We start from the raw sequence: 17,687 nt of genomic DNA, 5'->3' as shown, positions 1-17,687 counted from the left end.
GCCCTTCGCGAGGGTAGAGCGGACATTTCCAAAAGCCGACGCCGCATCCACCGCGGCGGGGCAGGGGTCGCGGATGGCTTAGAGCGCGAAGTCCGACGCCGCCATCATCGTTACATCGTCCACCCGGATGAAGAAGTCGGCCGTCCCGTCTCCATCCGTATCGCCCTGGACGAAGGCATTGCCGCCGATCACTTCGTAGCGCAGCTCACCGGAGCTGCCCGAGAAGGCGTCGGTCCCGATGAAGCTGAAGGCGTCGTCCGCGCCGGTCGCGCTGTCGGCATCCATCCGGCCGAGGTGGATCTGGTCGCCGCTCGAGCTGCTGAAGTCGAGGATCACATCTCCTTCCGCCCGCACGGAGCTGCTGTCGCCGTCGCCGAAGAAGAAGATGTCGGCGCCGGACCCGCCGGCTATGACGTCTCGGCCCAATTCTCCAAGAAGGGCGTCGTCGCCGATATTGCCCGACAGGACGTCGTTCCCGCTTCCGCCGGCGACGCGATCATTGCCGCCGCCGCCGAGTACGGTGTCATTGCCGTCCTCGCCGGTCAGGCGATCGTCGCCGTTCTGGCCGAACAGGGAGTCGTTGTTCGCGCCGCCGTACAGCACGTCGTGCCCGCTGGCGCCGAACAGCGCATCACCGCCATTGCCGCCATAGAGGCCGTCGGCGCCGCCCATTCCGTTGAGCGTGTCGTTCCCGTCGTTGGCGATGAGGACGTTGCGGACGTTATTGCCGATCAGCACGTCATTGCCCGCGCCGCTCCTGGCATTCTCGATCGTGACGCTGTTCGCGATCGTGAATCCGCCGAAGATGCCGTGAGCGTAGGACACGCGTCCGCCGCCGCCGGCCTCATAAGCGAGCGTGGCATCGCGCAGGTCGATCACCGAATTGCGCGCACCGCCATAGGAGATGACGTCGATCCCGGCCGCATCCCAGATCGACTCATAATAGGTGCCGCTCGCATTGACGTCCTTCATCCGATAGACGTCGTCGCCGGTCGCCGTATCCTCGTTGACGCCATATTTGTCCTGGATCACGGCGATGTCGAACGCGGCCAGGCTGCCATTATAGCCGTAGCCTGATTGCGTCGGGGCGTTGCCATAGGGCGAGGTCTGCCAGCCATCCTCATAGGACATCATCGTGAAGATGCCCTGGTTGAGGTCGAAGTCGCCGGTCGTATAGTCGAACGCCGTGCCTTCCGCCTCGACGCCCCGCATGATGCCCGAGCGGCCGCCATTGTCGTGCGGGTGGGCCATGCCCATGCCGTGGCCGAGCTCGTGGGTCAGGGTCACCCAGGAGAATCCGCCCTTCACGAGATTCTGCGCGTTCCAGCCCGGACCATTGCGGTTGAACTCGGCCTGGCCTTCATTCTGCGTGTCGGGCGGGCTCATCCGGCCCAGCACACCGACATTGGGCGTGCCATCATAGGTGATGTAGATGAAGTCCGCTTCATTGCGATTATCCACCTCGACATACACAACGTCGGCGACTTCCGAGAATTCGCCCATCGCACTCTCGAAGGCCGAGATCTCGAAGTCGCGCATGCCGGCTGCGACGATGTTCTCCAAGCCCGGATTGGCCGGATCTTCGCTGATGAAGACGTCGCCCTGCTTGGCGAAGTAATATGTGATGACGGTTTTGCCCTCGATCCCGTAGGGATTGTAGGCGGCGCCGGTGAAGTCGTTGCCGGTCTCACGCGGCCCTTCCTCGCCGTCCGGATTGCGCGATGAGCCATCGACCTGGGTTCCCCAGTCGAGCGCGTAGAGCGGATTGTCGACGTCGTAATAAGGCTTGTAGACATATTCGCCCTCGGGGGCGAGATCGACGAACAGCTCGTAATCGCCGACTTCATCTCCGGTCGTGCCGTTCTCCGCCAGATTGTCGTATGAGCGCGCGTTGATGAAATAGGTCCCGTCCGTCTCCGCGGTGAAGCTGAGCAGCGCGTCGAGGCCGGAGGGCGTGTTGGGGCCGCCACCGTCGGCGGAGACGATCAGATTGCCGGCCGAGTCGTAGATTTCGATATAGGCGTCCGAAAGCGGGAGGCCGCTCGGGCCGCCGATATAGGCATATTGGCCGATCTCATAGGTCTTGCCGGCCTCGAATTCGACCTGGAAATAGTCCTCGTCGCCGATCGTATCGATGGTCGAGATGATATGCTCGCCATTGACTTCGATGGTCGCGGTGGTCCCGGTGTCGCCGGGGATGGTGTCGACGGTGATCAGCAGGTCAAGGGCGGGACTGCCCAATTTGTCGCCGACACCGTCGAAGGGAAGGGCGTCCGACCATTTGTCGCTACTTTCGCCGAAATGGGCCATGAGCCCGAGCTTGTTCGCCCAATACGTCTCGGCGACCGACGATTTGCTGTCACAGACCCAACACATTTCCTGCCTCTCCTTGAATGATTATTTGGGGAACGAACAGGCAGCCACGGACGGCCGGGCACCGCGGATCGGGTCCGTGGCTGTCCGTCAGTCAGGTTCGGGGAAGCGGAGCCTCCGATCAAAGGAGGTAAATCCTGCTCCTCGTCCGTCTGTCCGGTACGCTGCGATTACTCGGAATGTGGAGGGGATCGACTGATGAGGGGACGGCCCAAGGTCCCGCGCCGGCGACGAGCGGCGAGGAGCCGCTTTGTTGATCGTCCGACACCAAGTCCACAGTCGCCCGAGTCAATTCGAGTCCTCCTGCACCTGGCCGGAAGAATTCAGCCAGTCAGGAGCAACAAACCTGTAGAAGAAACTTTGGTTCCGGCGGTTGAAGCACCCGTGCCGTTACGGAACGGGGGCTTCAAAGCCGCGCTGGAGGTCCGCGATGATGTCGGCCGGCTCTTCGAGTCCTACCGAAAGCCGGAGCAAATCTCGGTGAATCCCCGCGGATTTCTGTGCTTCGGGCGGCATTCCGCGATGGGTCATGGATGCTGGTTTGCAGATCAGGCTGGCGAAACCGCCAAGCGATGAAGCGAGGGTGACCAGTTCCAGGCCTGCGACGAACCGAGCGGCGGCGGCATCGCCGTCTTTGATCCGGAAACCGATCATGGAACCAGGGCCGTCCTGCTGACGGGCGGCGAGGGCGTGGCCGGGATGCGACGGCAGTCCGGGATAATGGAGGTCGCCGACTCGTGGATGGGTCGATAGCCACTCAGCGATGCGGCTGGCGGTGCTTTCCTGGCGATCGACGCGTAGCGGCAACGTGCGCAGCCCGCGCAGGGTCTGCCAGGCGTCATGGGCCGAGCAGGCGAGGCCGGCGGCGTTGGCCCACCAATGCAATTTATCGACGAGGTTCGGATCGGTCGCGAGCAGTGCGCCACCGAACAGGTCGCCATGTCCGTTCAAGGCCTTGGTCGTGGAATGCATGACGAGATCGCAGCCCAGCGCCAGCGGCCGCTGGCGGCATGGTGTGAGCAGGGTGTTGTCGGCAATCGTCAGCGCGCCTGCCTGTTTCGCCCGCGCCGCCCGGTCGGCGATGTCGGTGATGCGAAGAAGGGGGTTGCTCGGGCTTTCGATCCAGACGAGCGCGGGACCATCGGTCATTGCGTTGTCGAACGCATCATCGTCGAGCATGTCGACGAAGCGGGCGGTGAGCCGGCCCTGCTCCTCGAAGCCCTTGATGAGCCGGTAGGTGCCGCCATAACAATCGTGCGGCGCCACGACCAAAGATCCGGCCGGGAGGAGCAGCAAGGCGAGCAGCGCCGCCGACTGGCCCGAATTGGTGACCACGCCGCCGGCCGCGCCCTCCAGCTCCGCCAGCGCTTCGGCCAGCATGTCGCGGTTGGGATTGACCGTCCGGGAATAATCGTAGGCCGGTTTCTCCTCCGCATCGGGCCAGCGGAAGGTGTCGGAGGCGAACAAGGGCGGCGTCAGGCTGCCATAGACGGGGTCCGACCCGATCCCCGCCGAAGCGACCACCGTCGATGCTTCGCGCCGTTTCGTCATGATGCTGGTCCTTGCAGGAAGGGCCGCGCCAGGTCCGCGACCCGCGCGGCATCCTTGAGGAACATGTCGTGGCCGTAGAGGGAGGGGAGAATGTGGAGCTCCGCCGGGCCGCCGAGCGCTGCGGCGAGCGCCTCCATCTGCGCGGGCGGCACGAGCTGGTCCGATTCCGCGCCGATCAGCAGAACCGGCGCCTTGATTGCGCCGGGATCGACGCGATGGCGGTCGATCGACGCGGACAGGCTGAGGAAGCGCCCCGGCGACATGACCGACTGGAACGCGGTTCCGCGCGCGCGCAAATAGTCGCCCGGCGCGGTCGGCCCGAGCGGGTCTTCGCCGTCGAGGCCGCCCTGGAAGCGCCGGCCGAATTCCTCGCTGGTGCGGTAGCTGAGCATCGCCATACCGCGCGCGATCGACAGCGCCTCGGCGGCGGCGCCATTCTCCACCCCGAGCGCGACGACGCGGCGCTGCAATTGGCGAAGCGCGGTCGCCGCCGGGTGCGCGTCCGATCCGGCCGAGACGACGACGAGGCGATCCACCCGATCGGCGAAATGCTGGCCGAGGCTGAGCGCGACCATGCCGCCATAGGAAGCGCCGACGATCGCATGCGCCTTGGCTATGCCGAGATGGTCCAGGGCGGCGCAAAGGGCGGCGGCCTGGTCGAGGGTGGTCGGCGCGGCGCGGCCGTCCTCGTCGGCGATGAAGTCGATACCGAGCACCCTGTGCGCGCGGGGAGCGACCGCGCCATCGTTGCCGACAAAGCCCGGCCACCAGCTCGAAGGGCCGCACACGATGCGGTTGCCCGAGATGCCGCCGAGCACGGCGATAACCGGCCCATCCTCCGGCCCGGTCAGCGTCGCCCGCATGGTCGCGCCGAAGCGGCGCTGCGCGGGCGGCAGGGGAACGTCCAGTTCGATCGCGACCAGAGGCGCGTGTGGATCCGGCCGGCGCAGCGCCTCTGCGTTCATGACGCGGCGATCCTCGACGGGGCTTCAGTGCCTGGCGCGGCCTGGTCGCGCCTGCGGACAATATCGTAGAGATCGGCGACGATCGCTTCGGCGGTGGCGGGGCCGCCCGCGCCCCGCCCCGAGCAGCTAAGGGTGCGTCCGTCGATAAGGGTGATGACCGCGAAATTCCACTCCCGCGAGACCGGCCGGAGCCCATCGACCGCGCTCAGCGGACGGAGCCGCACGCTCGCCTCGAGACTTCCGGATTGCTGCTTCAGCCGCGCCACCTGGACCCACCTTTCGCCGCTCGCGCCGATGCGCGTGAACGCCTCCGCATCCAGCCTTTCGACGGTCACGTCCAGCGCCGTCTCGTCAATTCCGAACGCCTCGCGGGCAACGATGCGCAGCTTGGCGGCAGTATCGGCGCCGTTCAGATCCGCCTCGCAATCCTCTTCGGCGAAACCGCAATCGCGGGCTTCGCGGAGCGCGACGTCGGCCGGGACGCCGTCGGCCAGCCGATCGAGGATGAAATTGACCGTGCCGTTGAGGATGCAGGCAATCTCGCCGATCGGGCCTTGCGCGGCGGCGCGCGCGACCGTCTCCAGCACCGGCGCGCCGCCGCCGACCGTCGCCGAATAAAGAAGATGCGCATCGCTCGCCGCCGCCGCTTGGCTCAGCGGTCCATGGTGCCCGCTGATGACGCGCTTGCTGGCGCTGACGACATGGATGCCGCGCGTCAACAAGGTCCGGCACAGCGCGGCGCCCGTGTGATCGCAGGAGAGGGCGTCGATGAAGATGTCGAACTTCGCGCTCACGAACGCGCCGACATCCGTCGTCAGCGAGCAGGGCGGCGGGACGGCGCGTTCGCGCCGCGGATCGCGGACGAGGATCGCGGCGATCTCGAAACGAGGATCGTGGCGCAGCCGCGCGGCAAGCGCCTGGCCGACGATTCCATAGCCGGCGACGCCGAGCCTGAGCGGACGGCCGGGGCTGAGCGGCCGGGCTTCGGAACTGACAGGCCCGACGCAGGTCGGATAGCTGCTGCCGATCGCTTCCACCTCGATCGGGAGAGCCTTGCCCGCCGCATATACCACCGATTGCGGCTGAATGAGCGGCCGGGCGACTTCCAGCGCATCCTCCCAGCTTATGTGCGTGAACCGCCTGGCGTCCGCGTCGCGGGCGGGATCGCGGTCGAAGACGCCGTCTACGTCCTTGTAGAGGCGCACCCGGTCGGCGCCCAGCTCGCCGCCGAGGAATACGGCCGAAAAGTCGGAGCCGCCGCGACCCAGCAGGCTGCGCTGCCCGTTCGCGCCGATGCCGACGAAGCCGGGGACGATGACGAGCCCGGTCGCCGCGAGCTTCGCCTCGATGGCCGAATGATCCAGGCCGGCCGGATGCGATTCCAGCGGCTCCCCTTCGGTCCTGAGGCCGAGCTCCTCGGCACGGCAGATTTCCGCGGGCAGGCCGATCAGGTCGCAGGCGAGACGGAGCAGGGCCGCAGTCCTTTCCTCGCCGAGCGAGACGAGGTCGGGCACGCCGCGGCAGCTCACGGCCCCCGCAACAAGAGCGGCTTCGGCGAAGAGCCGGTCGGTTTCCCCGGCGAGGGCGGAGACGACCGCGACGATGCGCCGGCCGGCGCGGCGCTGCCGGTAGAGCTCGCCGGCGACCGCCGGAAGATCCTCGATCGCGCGCAGCACGGAGCCGCCGAACTTCAGGACGTAGAGTGGCTCCGCGATCGCTCCGTCGCCCTGTCCATCGCTACGCGGATCATGGGAAATTGACAGCTTCATCCTTCTTCCTTCGACGCTCGAAGAACGATGCTGCTCGCTACCCGCTTCGTTGCCGGTCCGGCCGCATCGTCCCCGTGGGGACCGCCACCTTGCCCGGGAAGGCAGGTTGGCGTGAGCCGAACCGGCTCACTCTTGATGCAATTCGAGCTTCCGCCGCATGCGCGCCGGGAGTTCGGCTCGCACTCCTATGGATTTCGCGAATGCGCGCAAGGCTTTTTTGCTGGATGTAGGGCTATCCCGCTTCCGCGTTCCGCTTTCGGCCCAGACCGCGCCCGTCGTCCAGCCTCGGCAGCGGATAGGCCGTGGTCGCCTTCACCCGTTCCATGGCGAAGCGCGACGTCACGTTCTTCAACGGGACGGCCTTGATGAGCCTCCGGTAGAAATCGTCGAACGCGGCCATGTTGGCCGCCGTGACGCGGAGCAGATAGTCGACATCGCCGGCCATGCGGTAGATGTCCATCACCTCCGGCATCGCGGATACCGTGTCCGCGAAACCTTTCAGCCACTCGTCGCTATGGTCGCCGGTTTCGATCTCGACGAAGATGGTCAGATCGAGCCCGATCGCCCGCGGATCGAGCAAAGCCACGCGGCGCTGGATGACGCCCGATTCCTCCAGGCGCTGGATCCGCCGCCAGCATGGCGTCTGCGACAGGTTCACCCGATTCGCGACCTCCGCCACCGAAACCGACGCGTCCTCCTGCAGGATGGCCAGAATCTTGAGATCGGTATGATCCACTCACTCTACTCCAAAAATTAGAATTATATTGCTGTGATGTCATGTTGCGATGCAAAAAACGTTTTATCTCGCGGGTGCGATTGATCGCCCGTAAATGCCGCGTATTTGGTGGAAGACAGGAGAAAGTGCGAGCCTGGAAACCATAGCTGAATTGTGCGGAGCCGCAAGTGATAGTAGAAGAAACTTCTAATTTGGCGGCTTTGAACAATGTCGCTCAAATCTCCGGCATCGACCCCGCCGAACGGCTGATCGCGCTCCGCCAGACGGTGCCGGGCCGCATCGTCTTCACCACCAGCTTCGGCATCGAGGATCAGGCGCTCTCCCATCTGATCTTCGAGAGGCGCCTGGATATCGAGGTGGTCACGCTCGACACCGGGCGCCTCTTCCCCTCCACCTACAAGCTGTGGGCCGAAACCGAGGAGCGCTACGGCGTCCGCATACGCTCCTATCATCCCGAGCAAGCGGCGCTGGCGGCGCAGGTTGCGGATGCGGGCATCAATGGATTCTATTACTCCAAGGAGGCCCGACTCGGCTGCTGCCATGTCCGCAAGGTCGAGCCGCTGGGCCGCGCCCTCGACGGCGCCCGGGCCTGGGTGACGGGGCTGCGTGCCGACCAGTCCGGACAGCGCGGTGGCGTCGACCTGGCGACTTGGGATGCCGAGCGCGCGCTGGTCAAGGTCGCGCCATTGTTCGACTGGTCGCGCGACCGGGTGGTCAGGTTCGTCCGGTCCGAGGGCGTGCCGATCAATCCGCTCCACGCGCAGGGCTTCCTCTCGATCGGCTGCGAGCCCTGCACCCGGGCGCTGAAGCCCGGCGAGCCGGAACGGGCCGGCCGCTGGTGGTGGGAAACCGACAAGGCGAAGGAATGCGGTCTGCATGTCGTGGCCGGCGGCCGGCTCGCGCGCGATCGGGAAGCAGCATGACGGCCGGGCCCGGCGCCGCGGCGGAGCGCGTGCCGATGGCGGTTCCGGCGCGGATCGCGCCCCTCGCTACTCTGCCCGTCTTTCACAGGATCGAAGGCCGCAAGGCGGTCGTCGCCGGCGGGTCGCAGGGTGCGCTGTGGAAGGCGGAGCTGCTCTCGGCGGCGGGGGCGGATGTGCTCGTGTTGGCCGGGCATCAGGTCGGGGCGAAGCTGTTCGATGGTCTTGCCGCCCAACCCGTCGCGGGCAGGGTAAGGGTGCTGCCGCGGCGCTGGCGCCCGTCGGACATCGAGGGCGCAACGCTCGCGATCGCCGACCTCGCCGAGCGGGACGAGGCGCTCCGCTTCGTCGCCGCCGCGCGCAAGGCGGGGGCGCCGGTCAACATCATCGATCAAACCGAGCTGTGCGATTTCCAGTTCGGAACCATCGTCAACCGCTCGCCGGTCGTCCTCGCCATTTCGACGGATGGCGGCGCGCCGATGCTCGGCCAGTCGATCCGCGCCCGCATCGAAAGCGTCCTTCCGCTCGGCCTCTCCGCCTGGGCCAAAGCGGCGCGGGAGTGGCGGCCGCAGGTCAAGCGGAGGATCGAAGCCTTCGCGGATCGCCGCGGCTTCTGGGAGCGGTTCACCGAGCGCGCCTGGGCTCATGTCGATCGTGCCCCGACGGACCGCGATTTCGGTGACCTTCTGAACGGGGCGGACCCCAAGCGGCGGAGCGGCAGCGTCACCCTGGTCGGCGCGGGGCCGGGCGATGCGGAGCTGTTGACCCTGAAGGCCGTACGGGCGCTGCAATCGGCGACGATCATCCTCCACGACGATCTGGTCGGCGCCGACATACTGGAACTGGCGCGCCGCGAGGCGCGACGGGTGGCGGTCGGGAAATCCGGCCACGGCCCCTCGTGCAAGCAGGCCGACATCAACCGGCGCATCGTCGAACTGGCTTTGGCCGGCGAGAGGGTAGTGCGCCTGAAGGGCGGCGACCCCCTGATTTTCGGACGCGCGACCGAGGAAGTCGATGCATGTCTGGAAGCGGGCGTCGATGTGTCGATCATCCCCGGCATCTCGGCGGCGCAGGGCGCCGCGGCCGCGCTCGGTTTCTCGCTGACGGAACGCGAGCAGGCGCGGCGTGTCCAGTTCGTCACCGGCCACGGCTCGGACGGCGCGCTGCCGGACGATATCGACTGGACGGCCATCGCCGACGCAAAGGCCACCACGATCGTCTACATGCCGCGCAAGACGCTGGCGCGGTTCGTGGAGCGCGCGCTCGCGGCGGGGCTCGCGGCCGATACGCCGGCGGTCGCCATCGCCTCCGCCACCCGCCCGGACCAGCAGCAGGTTTCGGGTCCGCTATCCGACATTCCCGCCCTCGCGGAAACCTTGACCCCCGGCGCGCCGGTGATCGTCGTCATCGGCCGCGTCGCCCGTCCGCGATCGGCGGGCGGCTCCAGCGTCATTCCGTTCAGAAAAACCGTCGCGGCGTCGTGAGATGAAACAGCAAGGGACGAACCGATGGGCCATATGATCCTGGCGGCGGAAGGCGCGCTCACGCTCGACCAGTGGCGGCAGGTCGAGGCGCTCGGCGCCACGCTGACCCCGGCGCAGGCGCGCTGGATAAGCGGCTATTTCGCGGGGCTCGACGCGGGAATGTTGCGGGGTGTTTCCGTGGAATCCCTCGCGCCCCCGGTCGCGGCGATGGCGCCAGCTTCGGGCGGACGCACGCTCACCATCCTCTGCGGAACCGAAACGGGCAACGCCACCGAGGTCGCCAAGGCGCTGGCCGAAACAGCCAGGACGCGAGGCCTCGCGCCGGAGCTGGTCGACATGGCGCACTACAAGCCGCGCCGGCTGAAGGACGAGCAGGATCTGCTGATCGTCGTCAGCACCTATGGCGAGGGCGATCCGCCGCAGCCGGCGACCGGCTTCTTCGACTATGTCGAGAGCGGCAGGGCGCCGAAACTGGACGGGCTGCGCTTCGCCGTGCTCGCGCTCGGCGATTCCACCTATGAATTTTACTGCGAGGCCGGCAAGCGCCTCGACAGGCGGCTGGAGGAACTCGGCGGCAAGCGGCTGCGCGACCGGGTTGATTGCGACATCGACTATGACGATCCTGCCGAAGGCTGGAGGACGGCCATGGTCGAAATGCTGTCCGCCGAGAAGCCGACCGGCGCCGCCGCCCCCGCGCCGTCCGTGTTCCCGACCAAGGCGGTCCACGACAAGCGCAACCCGTTCGCCGCCACGGTCCTGGAGAATATCGCCATCGTCGGCCGGGAATCGTCCAAGGAGACCCGGCATATCGAGCTGGACCTCGGCGGGTCGGGCCTGATCTACGAACCGGGCGACGCTCTCGGCGTAGCGGCATCGAACGATGCGGGCGTCGTCGCGGAACTGCTCGCCATGGCGGGCATTGCCGAAGAGGCGACGGTCAGCGTCAAAGGCGAGACCGTGACGTTCGGCGAGGCGCTGCGGGATCGCTATGAGATCGGCCAGGCCTCCCCGCGCTTCATCGAGCAATGGGCGAGGATCAGCGGATCGGCGGAGCTCGGGCAGCTTCTGGACGAGGATCGCGGCGCCGAGAGGGTCGCGTTCCTCCGCGACCATCATGTGATCGATATCATGCGGCGCTTCCCGGTCTCGGGACTCGAACCGGACGCGTTTCTTGCTGGATTGCGACCGCTCCAGCCGAGGCTCTATTCGATCGCGTCGAGCCTCGCCTTCGCGCCGGACGAGGTGCATCTGACGCTCTCGCCGGTTCGCTACAGCCTGCACGGGACGGGCCGCGCCGGCGTCGCGTCCGCGCATCTCGCCGACCGGGGGGAGATGGGATCGACCTCGCCCGTCTACGTCCAGAGCAATCCGCATTTCCGGCTCCCGGCGGACGATGTGCCGGTCATAATGATCGGCGCCGGCACCGGCGTGGCGCCCTATCGCGCCTTTCTCCAGGAGCGCGAGGCGCGAGGCGCCGGCGGCCGTTCCTGGCTGTTCTTCGGCGAGCGCAATTTCCGCAGTGACTTCCTCTATCAGGCGGAATGGCAGGACCATCTGAAGAGCGGCTTACTCACACGCATGGACGTGGCCTTCTCGCGCGACCCCGGCGGCAAGGTCTATGTCCAGGACCGGATGAGGGAGAGGGCGGCCGATCTCTTCGCCTGGCTGGAGGAAGGCGCGCACCTCTATGTCTGCGGCGATGCCGCCGCGATGGCGCCGGACGTGAACGAGGCGCTGACGGCAATCATTGAAAGCGAGGGCGGCCTCGGGCGCCAGGCGGCCGAGGATTATGTCCGCAAGCTCCAGGCCGAGCATCGCTACCAGCGCGACGTTTATTGAGAAGAGACCCATGAATATCCAGACCGCGATAATCGACCGCAGCAAGGACCTGTCGCAGCCGCTCGACAAGCTCGGCCCCGACGAGCGGCTGAAGCATGACAGCGATCAGCTCCGCGGCACCATCGCCCTGGGTCTGCTCGACCGCCTCAGCGGCGGCGTCCGCTTTGAAGACAACAAGCTGATGAAGTTCCACGGAATCTATCAGCAGGACGACCGCGACCTCCGCGACGAGCGCCGGCGGCAGAAGCTGGAGCCCGCTTTCACCTTCATGATACGCGTGCGCCTTCCCGGCGGCGTGTGCACGCCCGAGCAGTGGTTGAAGCTCGACGCGCTGGCGCGGGCGCATGGCGGCAATACGCTCCGCCTCACCACGCGCCAGACATTCCAGTTCCACTGGGTTCTGAAGGAGGATATCCGTCCGACCATCCAGGGGCTGCACGAGGTGTTGCTCGATACGATCGCGGCGTGCGGAGACGATGCGCGCGGCGTCATGTCCACCGCCAATGTATCGGACTCGGCCCTCCATGCCGAAGTGGCCGCGCTCTCGAAGCAGGTGAGCGACCACGTCATTCCCAAGACGCGCGGCTATCACGAAATCTGGTACGGCGAGGAGCGGGTCGCCGCTTCCGAGCCCGAGGAGCCCTTTTACGGGCGCACCTACATGCCCCGGAAGTTCAAGATCGGCTTCGTTGTCCCGCCGTCGAACGACATCGACGTCTACACGCAGGATCTGGGCTTTATCGCCATATCCGGGCCGAACGGCATCCACGGCTTCAACGTCGCGATCGGCGGCGGCATGGGGCGCACCGACAATCAGCCGAATACCTATCCCCGCCTCGGCGACGTGATCGGCTTCATACCCAAGGATCGCCTCGTCGCGACGACGGATGCGGTGATGTCGGTCCAGCGCGATTACGGCAACCGCGCCGACCGGGCGCGGGCGCGGTTCAAATATACGATCGACGACAAGGGCCTCAATTTCATCAGGAGCGAGATCGAGACTCGCATGGGCTTCGCGTTCGAGGCGGCGAGGCCGTTCAGCCTCACCTCCAACGGCGACCGTTTCGGCTGGAGCGAAAATGGGGCCGGCCGCTTCAACTACGGCCTGTTCATCCAGAACGGGCGGGTCTCGAACCTGGCGGGCCGGGCGACCATGGACGGCCTCCGCGCGATTGCGCGCATCCACAAGGGGGCGTTCCGCCTGACGCCGAACCAGAGCCTCGTCATCGCCGATGTGGAGCCGGAAGCGCGCAGCGAGATCGACGCGCTGCTGGCCGAGCACGGCCTGGGCGACAGCAACCGGACAAGCGGACTCCGGCTCAATTCGATCGCCTGCGTGGCGTTGCCGACCTGCGGTCTCGCCATGGCCGAGGCCGAGCGCTATTTGCCGGACCTCATCACCCGGATCGAAGCCATCCTTGAAGCCAACGGCCTTCTCGACGAGCCGATCACGATCCGGATGAGCGGTTGCCCGAACGGCTGCTCGCGGCCCTATGTCGCGGAAATCGCCCTCACCGGGCGGGCGCCCGGCAAGTACAATCTCTATGTGGGCGGCGGCTTTCACGGCGAACGGCTCAACACGCTCATCCGGGAGAATATAGGCGAGGTCGCCATCCTCGATACGCTCGGGGATCTCCTCGGCCGCTATGCGCGCGAACGCGAAACCGACGAGCGCTTTGGCGATTTCGTCATGCGCAGTCGGGCAGCGACTCCGGCCGCGGCATAGCTCGGGCGTTCGCCAATATATTGGCGAGCATCGTATCGCCCCCGCGCGTCAGGATGGATTCGGGGTGGAATTGCAGCCCCGTCTGCAGCGCCTCCGGGTCACTGATCGCCATCGCCATGCCGCCTATTCTCGCATGGACATGGAAACGGGCGGGCGGTTCCGGGGTGCAGAGGCTGTGATAGCGACCGACCGGGAGACGGCCCTGGAGGCTCCGGAAAGGTCCGGTGCCGTCATGCCCCAGGAGGCTCGCCTTGCCATGGACCGGATCGGGCGCGCGCGTTACCCGTCCGCCGGCTTCCAGAACGATGGCCTGGTGGCCGAGGCAGATGCCGAGCAGCGGCACGCGATATTTCGCCAAGGCGATGAGATCGAGACAGCAGCCGGCATCCTCCGGTCTCCCCGGCCCCGGCGAGAGGACGATCAGCGCCTCGCGCTCCAGTGCCATTTTGAAGGCCTGGGCCGGATCGACTCTGTTGCGCAGCACCTTCACACGGCACTCCAGCCGCTCGAACGCCTCGACCAGATTGAAGGTGAAGGAATCCAGATTGTCGATGAAGACTATGTCGCGGGTCATACGGCGGCGCCCGTGGTGGTGAGCACTGAGAGCAGCGCGGAGGCCTTGCGGCGGGTCTCCTCGGCTTCGGCGCGCGGATCGGAATCGTGGACGACGCCGGCGCCGGCGCGGACAAAGGCGGTGCCATCCTGGACGACGGCGGAGCGGATGACGACGCCCGTGTCCATGTCGCCGTCGCCGTTGATCCAGCCGACCGCGCCGCCATAGGGGCCCCGCTTCGTGGCCTCGGTCTCGCGGAGCAGCTCCATCGCCCGTAGCTTGGGCGCGCCGGTGAGGGTGCCGACGTTGAGGCAGGCCTGGAGCGCGTGGAAGGCGTCGAGGCCGATCTTCAGCACCCCCGTGACCGACGAGACGAGGTGCATCACCCTCGCGTAGCGCTCCACCGTCATCAGCCGGGCGACGCGCCTCGTGCCGGCGATGCTGATCCGGGCGACGTCGTTGCGGGCAAGGTCGACCAGCATCATGTGCTCGGCCGTCTCCTTGGCGTCGAGCCGCATCTCTGCCTCCATCCGGTCGTCCTCGTCGCCGGTCGCGCCGCGCGCGCGGGTGCCGGCGATCGGCTTCACCTCGACCGTCCTCCACCCGTCCCGCCGGAACAGCCGCACCGACGTTTCCGGCGAGGCGCCGAACAGGACGTGGCGCGGCGCCGCGACGAAGAAGCGGTAGGGGCTGGGGTCGAGCCGCCTCAGCGCGGCGAAGGCGGCGAGCGGATCGGAGCAGGGCGCGCGGAACGCCCGCGACGGCACGATCTGGTACACGTCGCCCTCTGCGATATGGCCCTTCAGCCGCGCGACGATCGCGGCGAAAGCATCGTCGTCCAGATCGACTTCGATCGGGTCGGCGGAGGCCGGTGGCATCTCGTCCTCGATGGGGCCGAGAGTTCCGGCGCAGCGCGCGACGAGAGCGGACAGGCGCTCGGCGGCGCCGAAATAGGCGCGGCGGGCCACCTCCGGATCGTCGTCCCCGAACGCGGCGCAGATCGCCCGGGCCGCGGCGCCGGGCTCGAACAGAATCAGCGATTCCGCCAGCCAGAAGACGTAGTCGGGAAAGCCGAGCGGGTCTCCGCGATTGGCCGGCAGGCTCTCGAACATGTCGACATGATCGAAGGCAACGATACCGAGGCAGGCGAGGGTGAACGCCTCCTCCCCGGACAGATTGTCGAAGCCGAGGATGGCGCGCAGAACGTCGAGCGGCGACGGCGCCATCAGCCGCCGTTCCGCGTCCTCGCCCTCCGGCTCCGGAAAGGTCAGCTCCAGCCGGACGGCCGTCGTCGCGGTGATGCGGTCCGGCATCCGCGCCGCGATCGTCCGCAGCACCCGTCGGCCGGATTCGGAGAGAGCCTCGGCGCGGACGTTTCGGCCTCGGCATTCGAATCGCACCGCCGCCTGGTCGAGCAGCAGGCTCGGTCCTTCCGACCGCTCCAGCAGGGCCGTGTCGGCGCGGCGTCCCCCGTCCGCCAGCGTGGCATAGAGGGCGAGCGGGTCCGGCCTGCCCGGCAGGCTGCGGTGGAGGGCTCGCACCTGGCCTTGGCGGAGCTGCGGCGGCGTCATCCGAGCCGCCTCCCGACCGCGCGGACGACCGGCGCCAGCGCCTCCATCAGCGCCTGGAACTGATCCGGATAGAGCGACTGGGCGCCGTCGGAGAGGGCGGCGGCCGGGTTCTCATGGACCTCGATCAGCAACCCGTCAGCCCCGCAGGCGGCGGCGGCGAGCGCCATCGGCTGGACCAGGTCGCGAATGCCGGTGCCGTGTGACGGGTCGACGACGACCGGCAGATGGGAGCGCTGTTTGATATAGGGGATGGCGTTGAGGTCGAGGGTGTTGCGGGTCGCGGTCTCGAAGGTGCGGATGCCGCGCTCGCAGAGCACCACCTGGTCATTGCCAGCGGCGAGCAGATATTCGGCGGCGAGCAGCAGCTCCTCGATTTTCGCGGACATGCCGCGCTTCAGCAGTACCGGCTTGCCGCACTGGCCGACGGCGCGGAGCAAAGCGAAATTCTGCATGTTGCGCGCGCCGATCTGGAGCGCGTCGGCATGGGCCGCGACGACCTCGACGTCGGCCGTGTCCATCACCTCGGTGACGACGGGCAGGCCCAGCTCGTCGCCGACCTGGCGGAGAATTCTCAGTCCTTCGGGACCGTGGCCGGAAAAGCCGTAGGGGCTGGTGCGCGGCTTGTACGCGCCGGCGCGGATCGCGGACGCGCCGGCCGCTTTGGCGGCGAGCGCGCTGGCGCGGGTCTGCTCGTGCGTCTCCACCGCGCAGGGGCCGGCGATGACCTGGAAAGCTGACCCGCCGATCGCCATGGCGCCGATGCGGACGACGCTGTCGTGCGGGTGAAGCTCGCGGCTGACCAGCTTGTAGGGGGCGAGGATCGGCTTCACCGATTCGACCGCCGGATGGCTTTCGAGGTGAAGCTCGGCGAGGACGCGCTCGTCGCCGAGCGCGCCGAGGACCACGCGCTCGGCTCCCGGCATGTGCAGCGGCTTGAGACCCGCTTTGGAGATACGTGCGAGCATCTCGTCGGCGGTGTCGGCGGGGGCGTCGGGTTTGAGGACGATGATCATGAGCCTGTGGTCCGGATGTGAGGGAGACGAAAAAAAGCCCGCCAAAGGCGGGCCTGGTTGGTTCGATCGGAAGCCTCTCGGACGAGAGACGGAGTCAATCTAGGCAGGCGCGCCTTCGGCTTCGAGGAAGAGCCAGCGCCACCAATTGGCCGGGACGCGCGCGATCGCGGCGGCCGGAGCCGCGACGGAGACAGCGAGGATGCCGTGCGTCGTCATCGCCCCAGAGCTAGGCGAGCGCGGCATCCCCGGTCAAGCCGTCTCGTCACGCCGCAAGCAGATCCCGGTCCTCGACGGTGCAGGGGCTGAGGTCCGGCAGGCGGTCCAGCTCCTCATAGAGCGCGGAAAGATCGTTCCGGAGGACCAGCTTCAGCACGTCCTCGAAATGCTCGATGACGAAATAGCTAAGCTGGAAGGAATCGGTCTTGTATTCGGTGCGGAGCACACGCCGGAGGTCGAAATCGAGCCGGTGCGGCCTGGCGCTCTCCAGCGAATAATGGGACTCGCCAAAGCTCGACAGGATGCCGGCGCCGTAGATCTTCAGCGCGCCATTCTCGCGGGCGAGGCCGAACTCGACCGTGTACCAATAGAGGCGGGCGAGGCGGTGCAGCGCGCCCTTGTCTAGCGCCTGCAGGCCGAGATGGCCGAGCGCCTGCATGAAATCGGCGACGTCGGGCTGGGCGAGGAGGGGGACATGGCCAAACACGTCGTGGAAGACGTCCGGCTCCTCCAGATAATCGAGCTGGTCGGCGGCGCGGATGAAATTGCCGGCCGGGAAGCGGCGTTCGCTGAGGTGCCGGAAAAAGACGTCGTCGGGGACGAGGCCGGGCACGGCGACGACGGTCCAGCCGGTGCGGGCCTGGAGCTTCTCGTTCAGCTCGTCGAAATTGGGCACGCCGGGGCGGGAGAGGTGGAGGACGTCAAGCCCCTGGCCGAACGCATCGACCGCGCGGCCGTGGAGCAGGGTCTGCTGGCGCGCGAACAATGTGTCCCACACCCAATGATCCTCGGCCGTCAGCTCCTCCCACCGCTGCGGCACCGTCCAGTCGGCCGCGGCGCCGAGGGGCGGCGTCGGCGAGGCTAGGGCGCCGTGCTTCTCGCGCTGGCTCGTCTCTGTCTGCAACATCGTCGTGGTTCCTTCTTCCATAAGAAAAAACCCCGCCTGGAGGACCGGGCGGGGTTCGAAATCT

13 protein-coding genes and 1 riboswitch are annotated in these 17,687 nt (G+C 67.2%); of the genes, 4 read left to right on the top strand and 9 right to left on the bottom strand.

What is annotated here, in order from left to right:
* Positions 1-78 precede the first annotated feature (78 nt).
* The 5 genes from ACFQRC_RS04585 to ACFQRC_RS04565 all read right to left on the bottom strand — a co-directional run bounded on the left by ACFQRC_RS04585 (position 79) and on the right by ACFQRC_RS04565 (position 7,394).
* Positions 79-2,376, bottom strand: coding sequence for a M10 family metallopeptidase C-terminal domain-containing protein (locus ACFQRC_RS04585; RefSeq protein ID WP_379958249.1), 2,298 nt, complete (start codon positions 2,374-2,376; stop codon positions 79-81).
* 387 nt (positions 2,377-2,763) lie between these two features.
* Positions 2,764-3,924, bottom strand: coding sequence for a trans-sulfuration enzyme family protein (locus ACFQRC_RS04580; RefSeq protein WP_379958246.1), 1,161 nt, complete (start codon positions 3,922-3,924; stop codon positions 2,764-2,766).
* Positions 3,921-4,889 (bottom strand): alpha/beta fold hydrolase, encoded by a 969-nt coding sequence (locus ACFQRC_RS04575; RefSeq protein WP_379958243.1) that lies wholly within the window; start codon positions 4,887-4,889, stop codon positions 3,921-3,923. The genes ACFQRC_RS04580 and ACFQRC_RS04575 overlap by 4 nt, the downstream gene beginning before the upstream one ends.
* Positions 4,886-6,658 (bottom strand): hypothetical protein, encoded by a 1,773-nt coding sequence (locus ACFQRC_RS04570; RefSeq protein ID WP_379958240.1) that lies wholly within the window; start codon positions 6,656-6,658, stop codon positions 4,886-4,888. The genes ACFQRC_RS04575 and ACFQRC_RS04570 overlap by 4 nt, the downstream gene beginning before the upstream one ends.
* Before the next feature lie 35 nt (positions 6,659-6,693).
* A riboswitch (SAM-I-IV-variant riboswitch) is annotated at positions 6,694-6,802 on the bottom strand.
* Positions 6,803-6,890: 88 nt separating this feature from the next.
* Positions 6,891-7,394, bottom strand: coding sequence for an Lrp/AsnC family transcriptional regulator (locus ACFQRC_RS04565; RefSeq protein WP_379958238.1), 504 nt, complete (start codon positions 7,392-7,394; stop codon positions 6,891-6,893).
* A 191-nt stretch (positions 7,395-7,585) separates the two neighbouring features.
* Here ACFQRC_RS04565 and ACFQRC_RS04560 point away from each other — a divergent pair, with 191 nt between their 5' ends.
* From ACFQRC_RS04560 to cysI, 4 genes are read left to right on the top strand one after another with little or no spacing between them, the layout of a single operon-like run.
* On the top strand, positions 7,586-8,317 hold the full coding sequence (locus ACFQRC_RS04560; RefSeq protein ID WP_379958236.1) for a phosphoadenylyl-sulfate reductase: 732 nt from the start codon (positions 7,586-7,588) through the stop codon (positions 8,315-8,317).
* Complete coding sequence (gene cysG, locus ACFQRC_RS04555) at positions 8,314-9,798, top strand: siroheme synthase CysG (RefSeq protein ID WP_379958234.1); 1,485 nt, start codon at positions 8,314-8,316, stop codon at positions 9,796-9,798. The genes ACFQRC_RS04560 and cysG overlap by 4 nt, the downstream gene beginning before the upstream one ends.
* 24 nt (positions 9,799-9,822) lie before the next feature.
* Positions 9,823-11,637: an assimilatory sulfite reductase (NADPH) flavoprotein subunit gene (locus ACFQRC_RS04550; RefSeq protein WP_379958232.1), complete on the top strand. Its 1,815-nt coding sequence runs from the start codon at positions 9,823-9,825 to the stop codon at positions 11,635-11,637.
* A 10-nt stretch (positions 11,638-11,647) separates the two neighbouring features.
* Positions 11,648-13,363: an assimilatory sulfite reductase (NADPH) hemoprotein subunit gene (gene cysI / locus ACFQRC_RS04545; protein ID WP_379958230.1), complete on the top strand. Its 1,716-nt coding sequence runs from the start codon at positions 11,648-11,650 to the stop codon at positions 13,361-13,363.
* Here the strand turns inward: cysI and ACFQRC_RS04540 are convergent.
* From ACFQRC_RS04540 to phhA, 4 genes are all read right to left on the bottom strand, one after another.
* Positions 13,326-13,937: an anthranilate synthase component II gene (locus ACFQRC_RS04540; RefSeq protein ID WP_379958228.1), complete on the bottom strand. Its 612-nt coding sequence runs from the start codon at positions 13,935-13,937 to the stop codon at positions 13,326-13,328. The genes cysI and ACFQRC_RS04540 overlap by 38 nt on opposite strands.
* Positions 13,934-15,487, bottom strand: a complete 1,554-nt coding sequence (locus ACFQRC_RS04535; protein ID WP_379958226.1) for an anthranilate synthase component 1 — start codon at positions 15,485-15,487, stop codon at positions 13,934-13,936. Before ACFQRC_RS04535 ends, ACFQRC_RS04540 begins: the two co-directional genes overlap by 4 nt.
* Positions 15,484-16,500 (bottom strand): 3-deoxy-7-phosphoheptulonate synthase, encoded by a 1,017-nt coding sequence (aroF, locus tag ACFQRC_RS04530; RefSeq protein ID WP_379958224.1) that lies wholly within the window; start codon positions 16,498-16,500, stop codon positions 15,484-15,486. The genes ACFQRC_RS04535 and aroF overlap by 4 nt, the downstream gene beginning before the upstream one ends.
* A 262-nt stretch (positions 16,501-16,762) precedes the next feature.
* Positions 16,763-17,623: a phenylalanine 4-monooxygenase gene (gene phhA / locus ACFQRC_RS04525; protein WP_379958222.1), complete on the bottom strand. Its 861-nt coding sequence runs from the start codon at positions 17,621-17,623 to the stop codon at positions 16,763-16,765.
* Positions 17,624-17,687: the final 64 nt, after the last annotated feature.

Source organism: Enterovirga sp. GCM10030262 (assembly GCF_042666435.1).
Classification (GTDB): domain Bacteria; phylum Pseudomonadota; class Alphaproteobacteria; order Sphingomonadales; family Sphingomonadaceae; genus Allosphingosinicella.
The sequence above is the reverse complement of the archived record's forward strand: the minus strand, read 5'-3'. Positions and strand labels throughout refer to the sequence as shown.

Coding starts and splice junctions, on each gene's coding strand:
- ACFQRC_RS04585 (WP_379958249.1), bottom strand. CDS start 2,376: ATGTGTTGGGTCTGTGACAGCAAATCGTCGGTCGCCGAGACGTATTGG.
- ACFQRC_RS04580 (WP_379958246.1), bottom strand. CDS start 3,924: ATGACGAAACGGCGCGAAGCATCGACGGTGGTCGCTTCGGCGGGGATC.
- ACFQRC_RS04575 (WP_379958243.1), bottom strand. CDS start 4,889: ATGAACGCAGAGGCGCTGCGCCGGCCGGATCCACACGCGCCTCTGGTC.
- ACFQRC_RS04570 (WP_379958240.1), bottom strand. CDS start 6,658: ATGAAGCTGTCAATTTCCCATGATCCGCGTAGCGATGGACAGGGCGAC.
- cysG (WP_379958234.1), top strand. CDS start 8,314: ATGACGGCCGGGCCCGGCGCCGCGGCGGAGCGCGTGCCGATGGCGGTT.
- ACFQRC_RS04550 (WP_379958232.1), top strand. CDS start 9,823: ATGGGCCATATGATCCTGGCGGCGGAAGGCGCGCTCACGCTCGACCAG.
- cysI (WP_379958230.1), top strand. CDS start 11,648: ATGAATATCCAGACCGCGATAATCGACCGCAGCAAGGACCTGTCGCAG.
- ACFQRC_RS04540 (WP_379958228.1), bottom strand. CDS start 13,937: ATGACCCGCGACATAGTCTTCATCGACAATCTGGATTCCTTCACCTTC.
- ACFQRC_RS04535 (WP_379958226.1), bottom strand. CDS start 15,487: ATGACGCCGCCGCAGCTCCGCCAAGGCCAGGTGCGAGCCCTCCACCGC.
- aroF (WP_379958224.1), bottom strand. CDS start 16,500: ATGATCATCGTCCTCAAACCCGACGCCCCCGCCGACACCGCCGACGAG.
- phhA (WP_379958222.1), bottom strand. CDS start 17,623: ATGTTGCAGACAGAGACGAGCCAGCGCGAGAAGCACGGCGCCCTAGCC.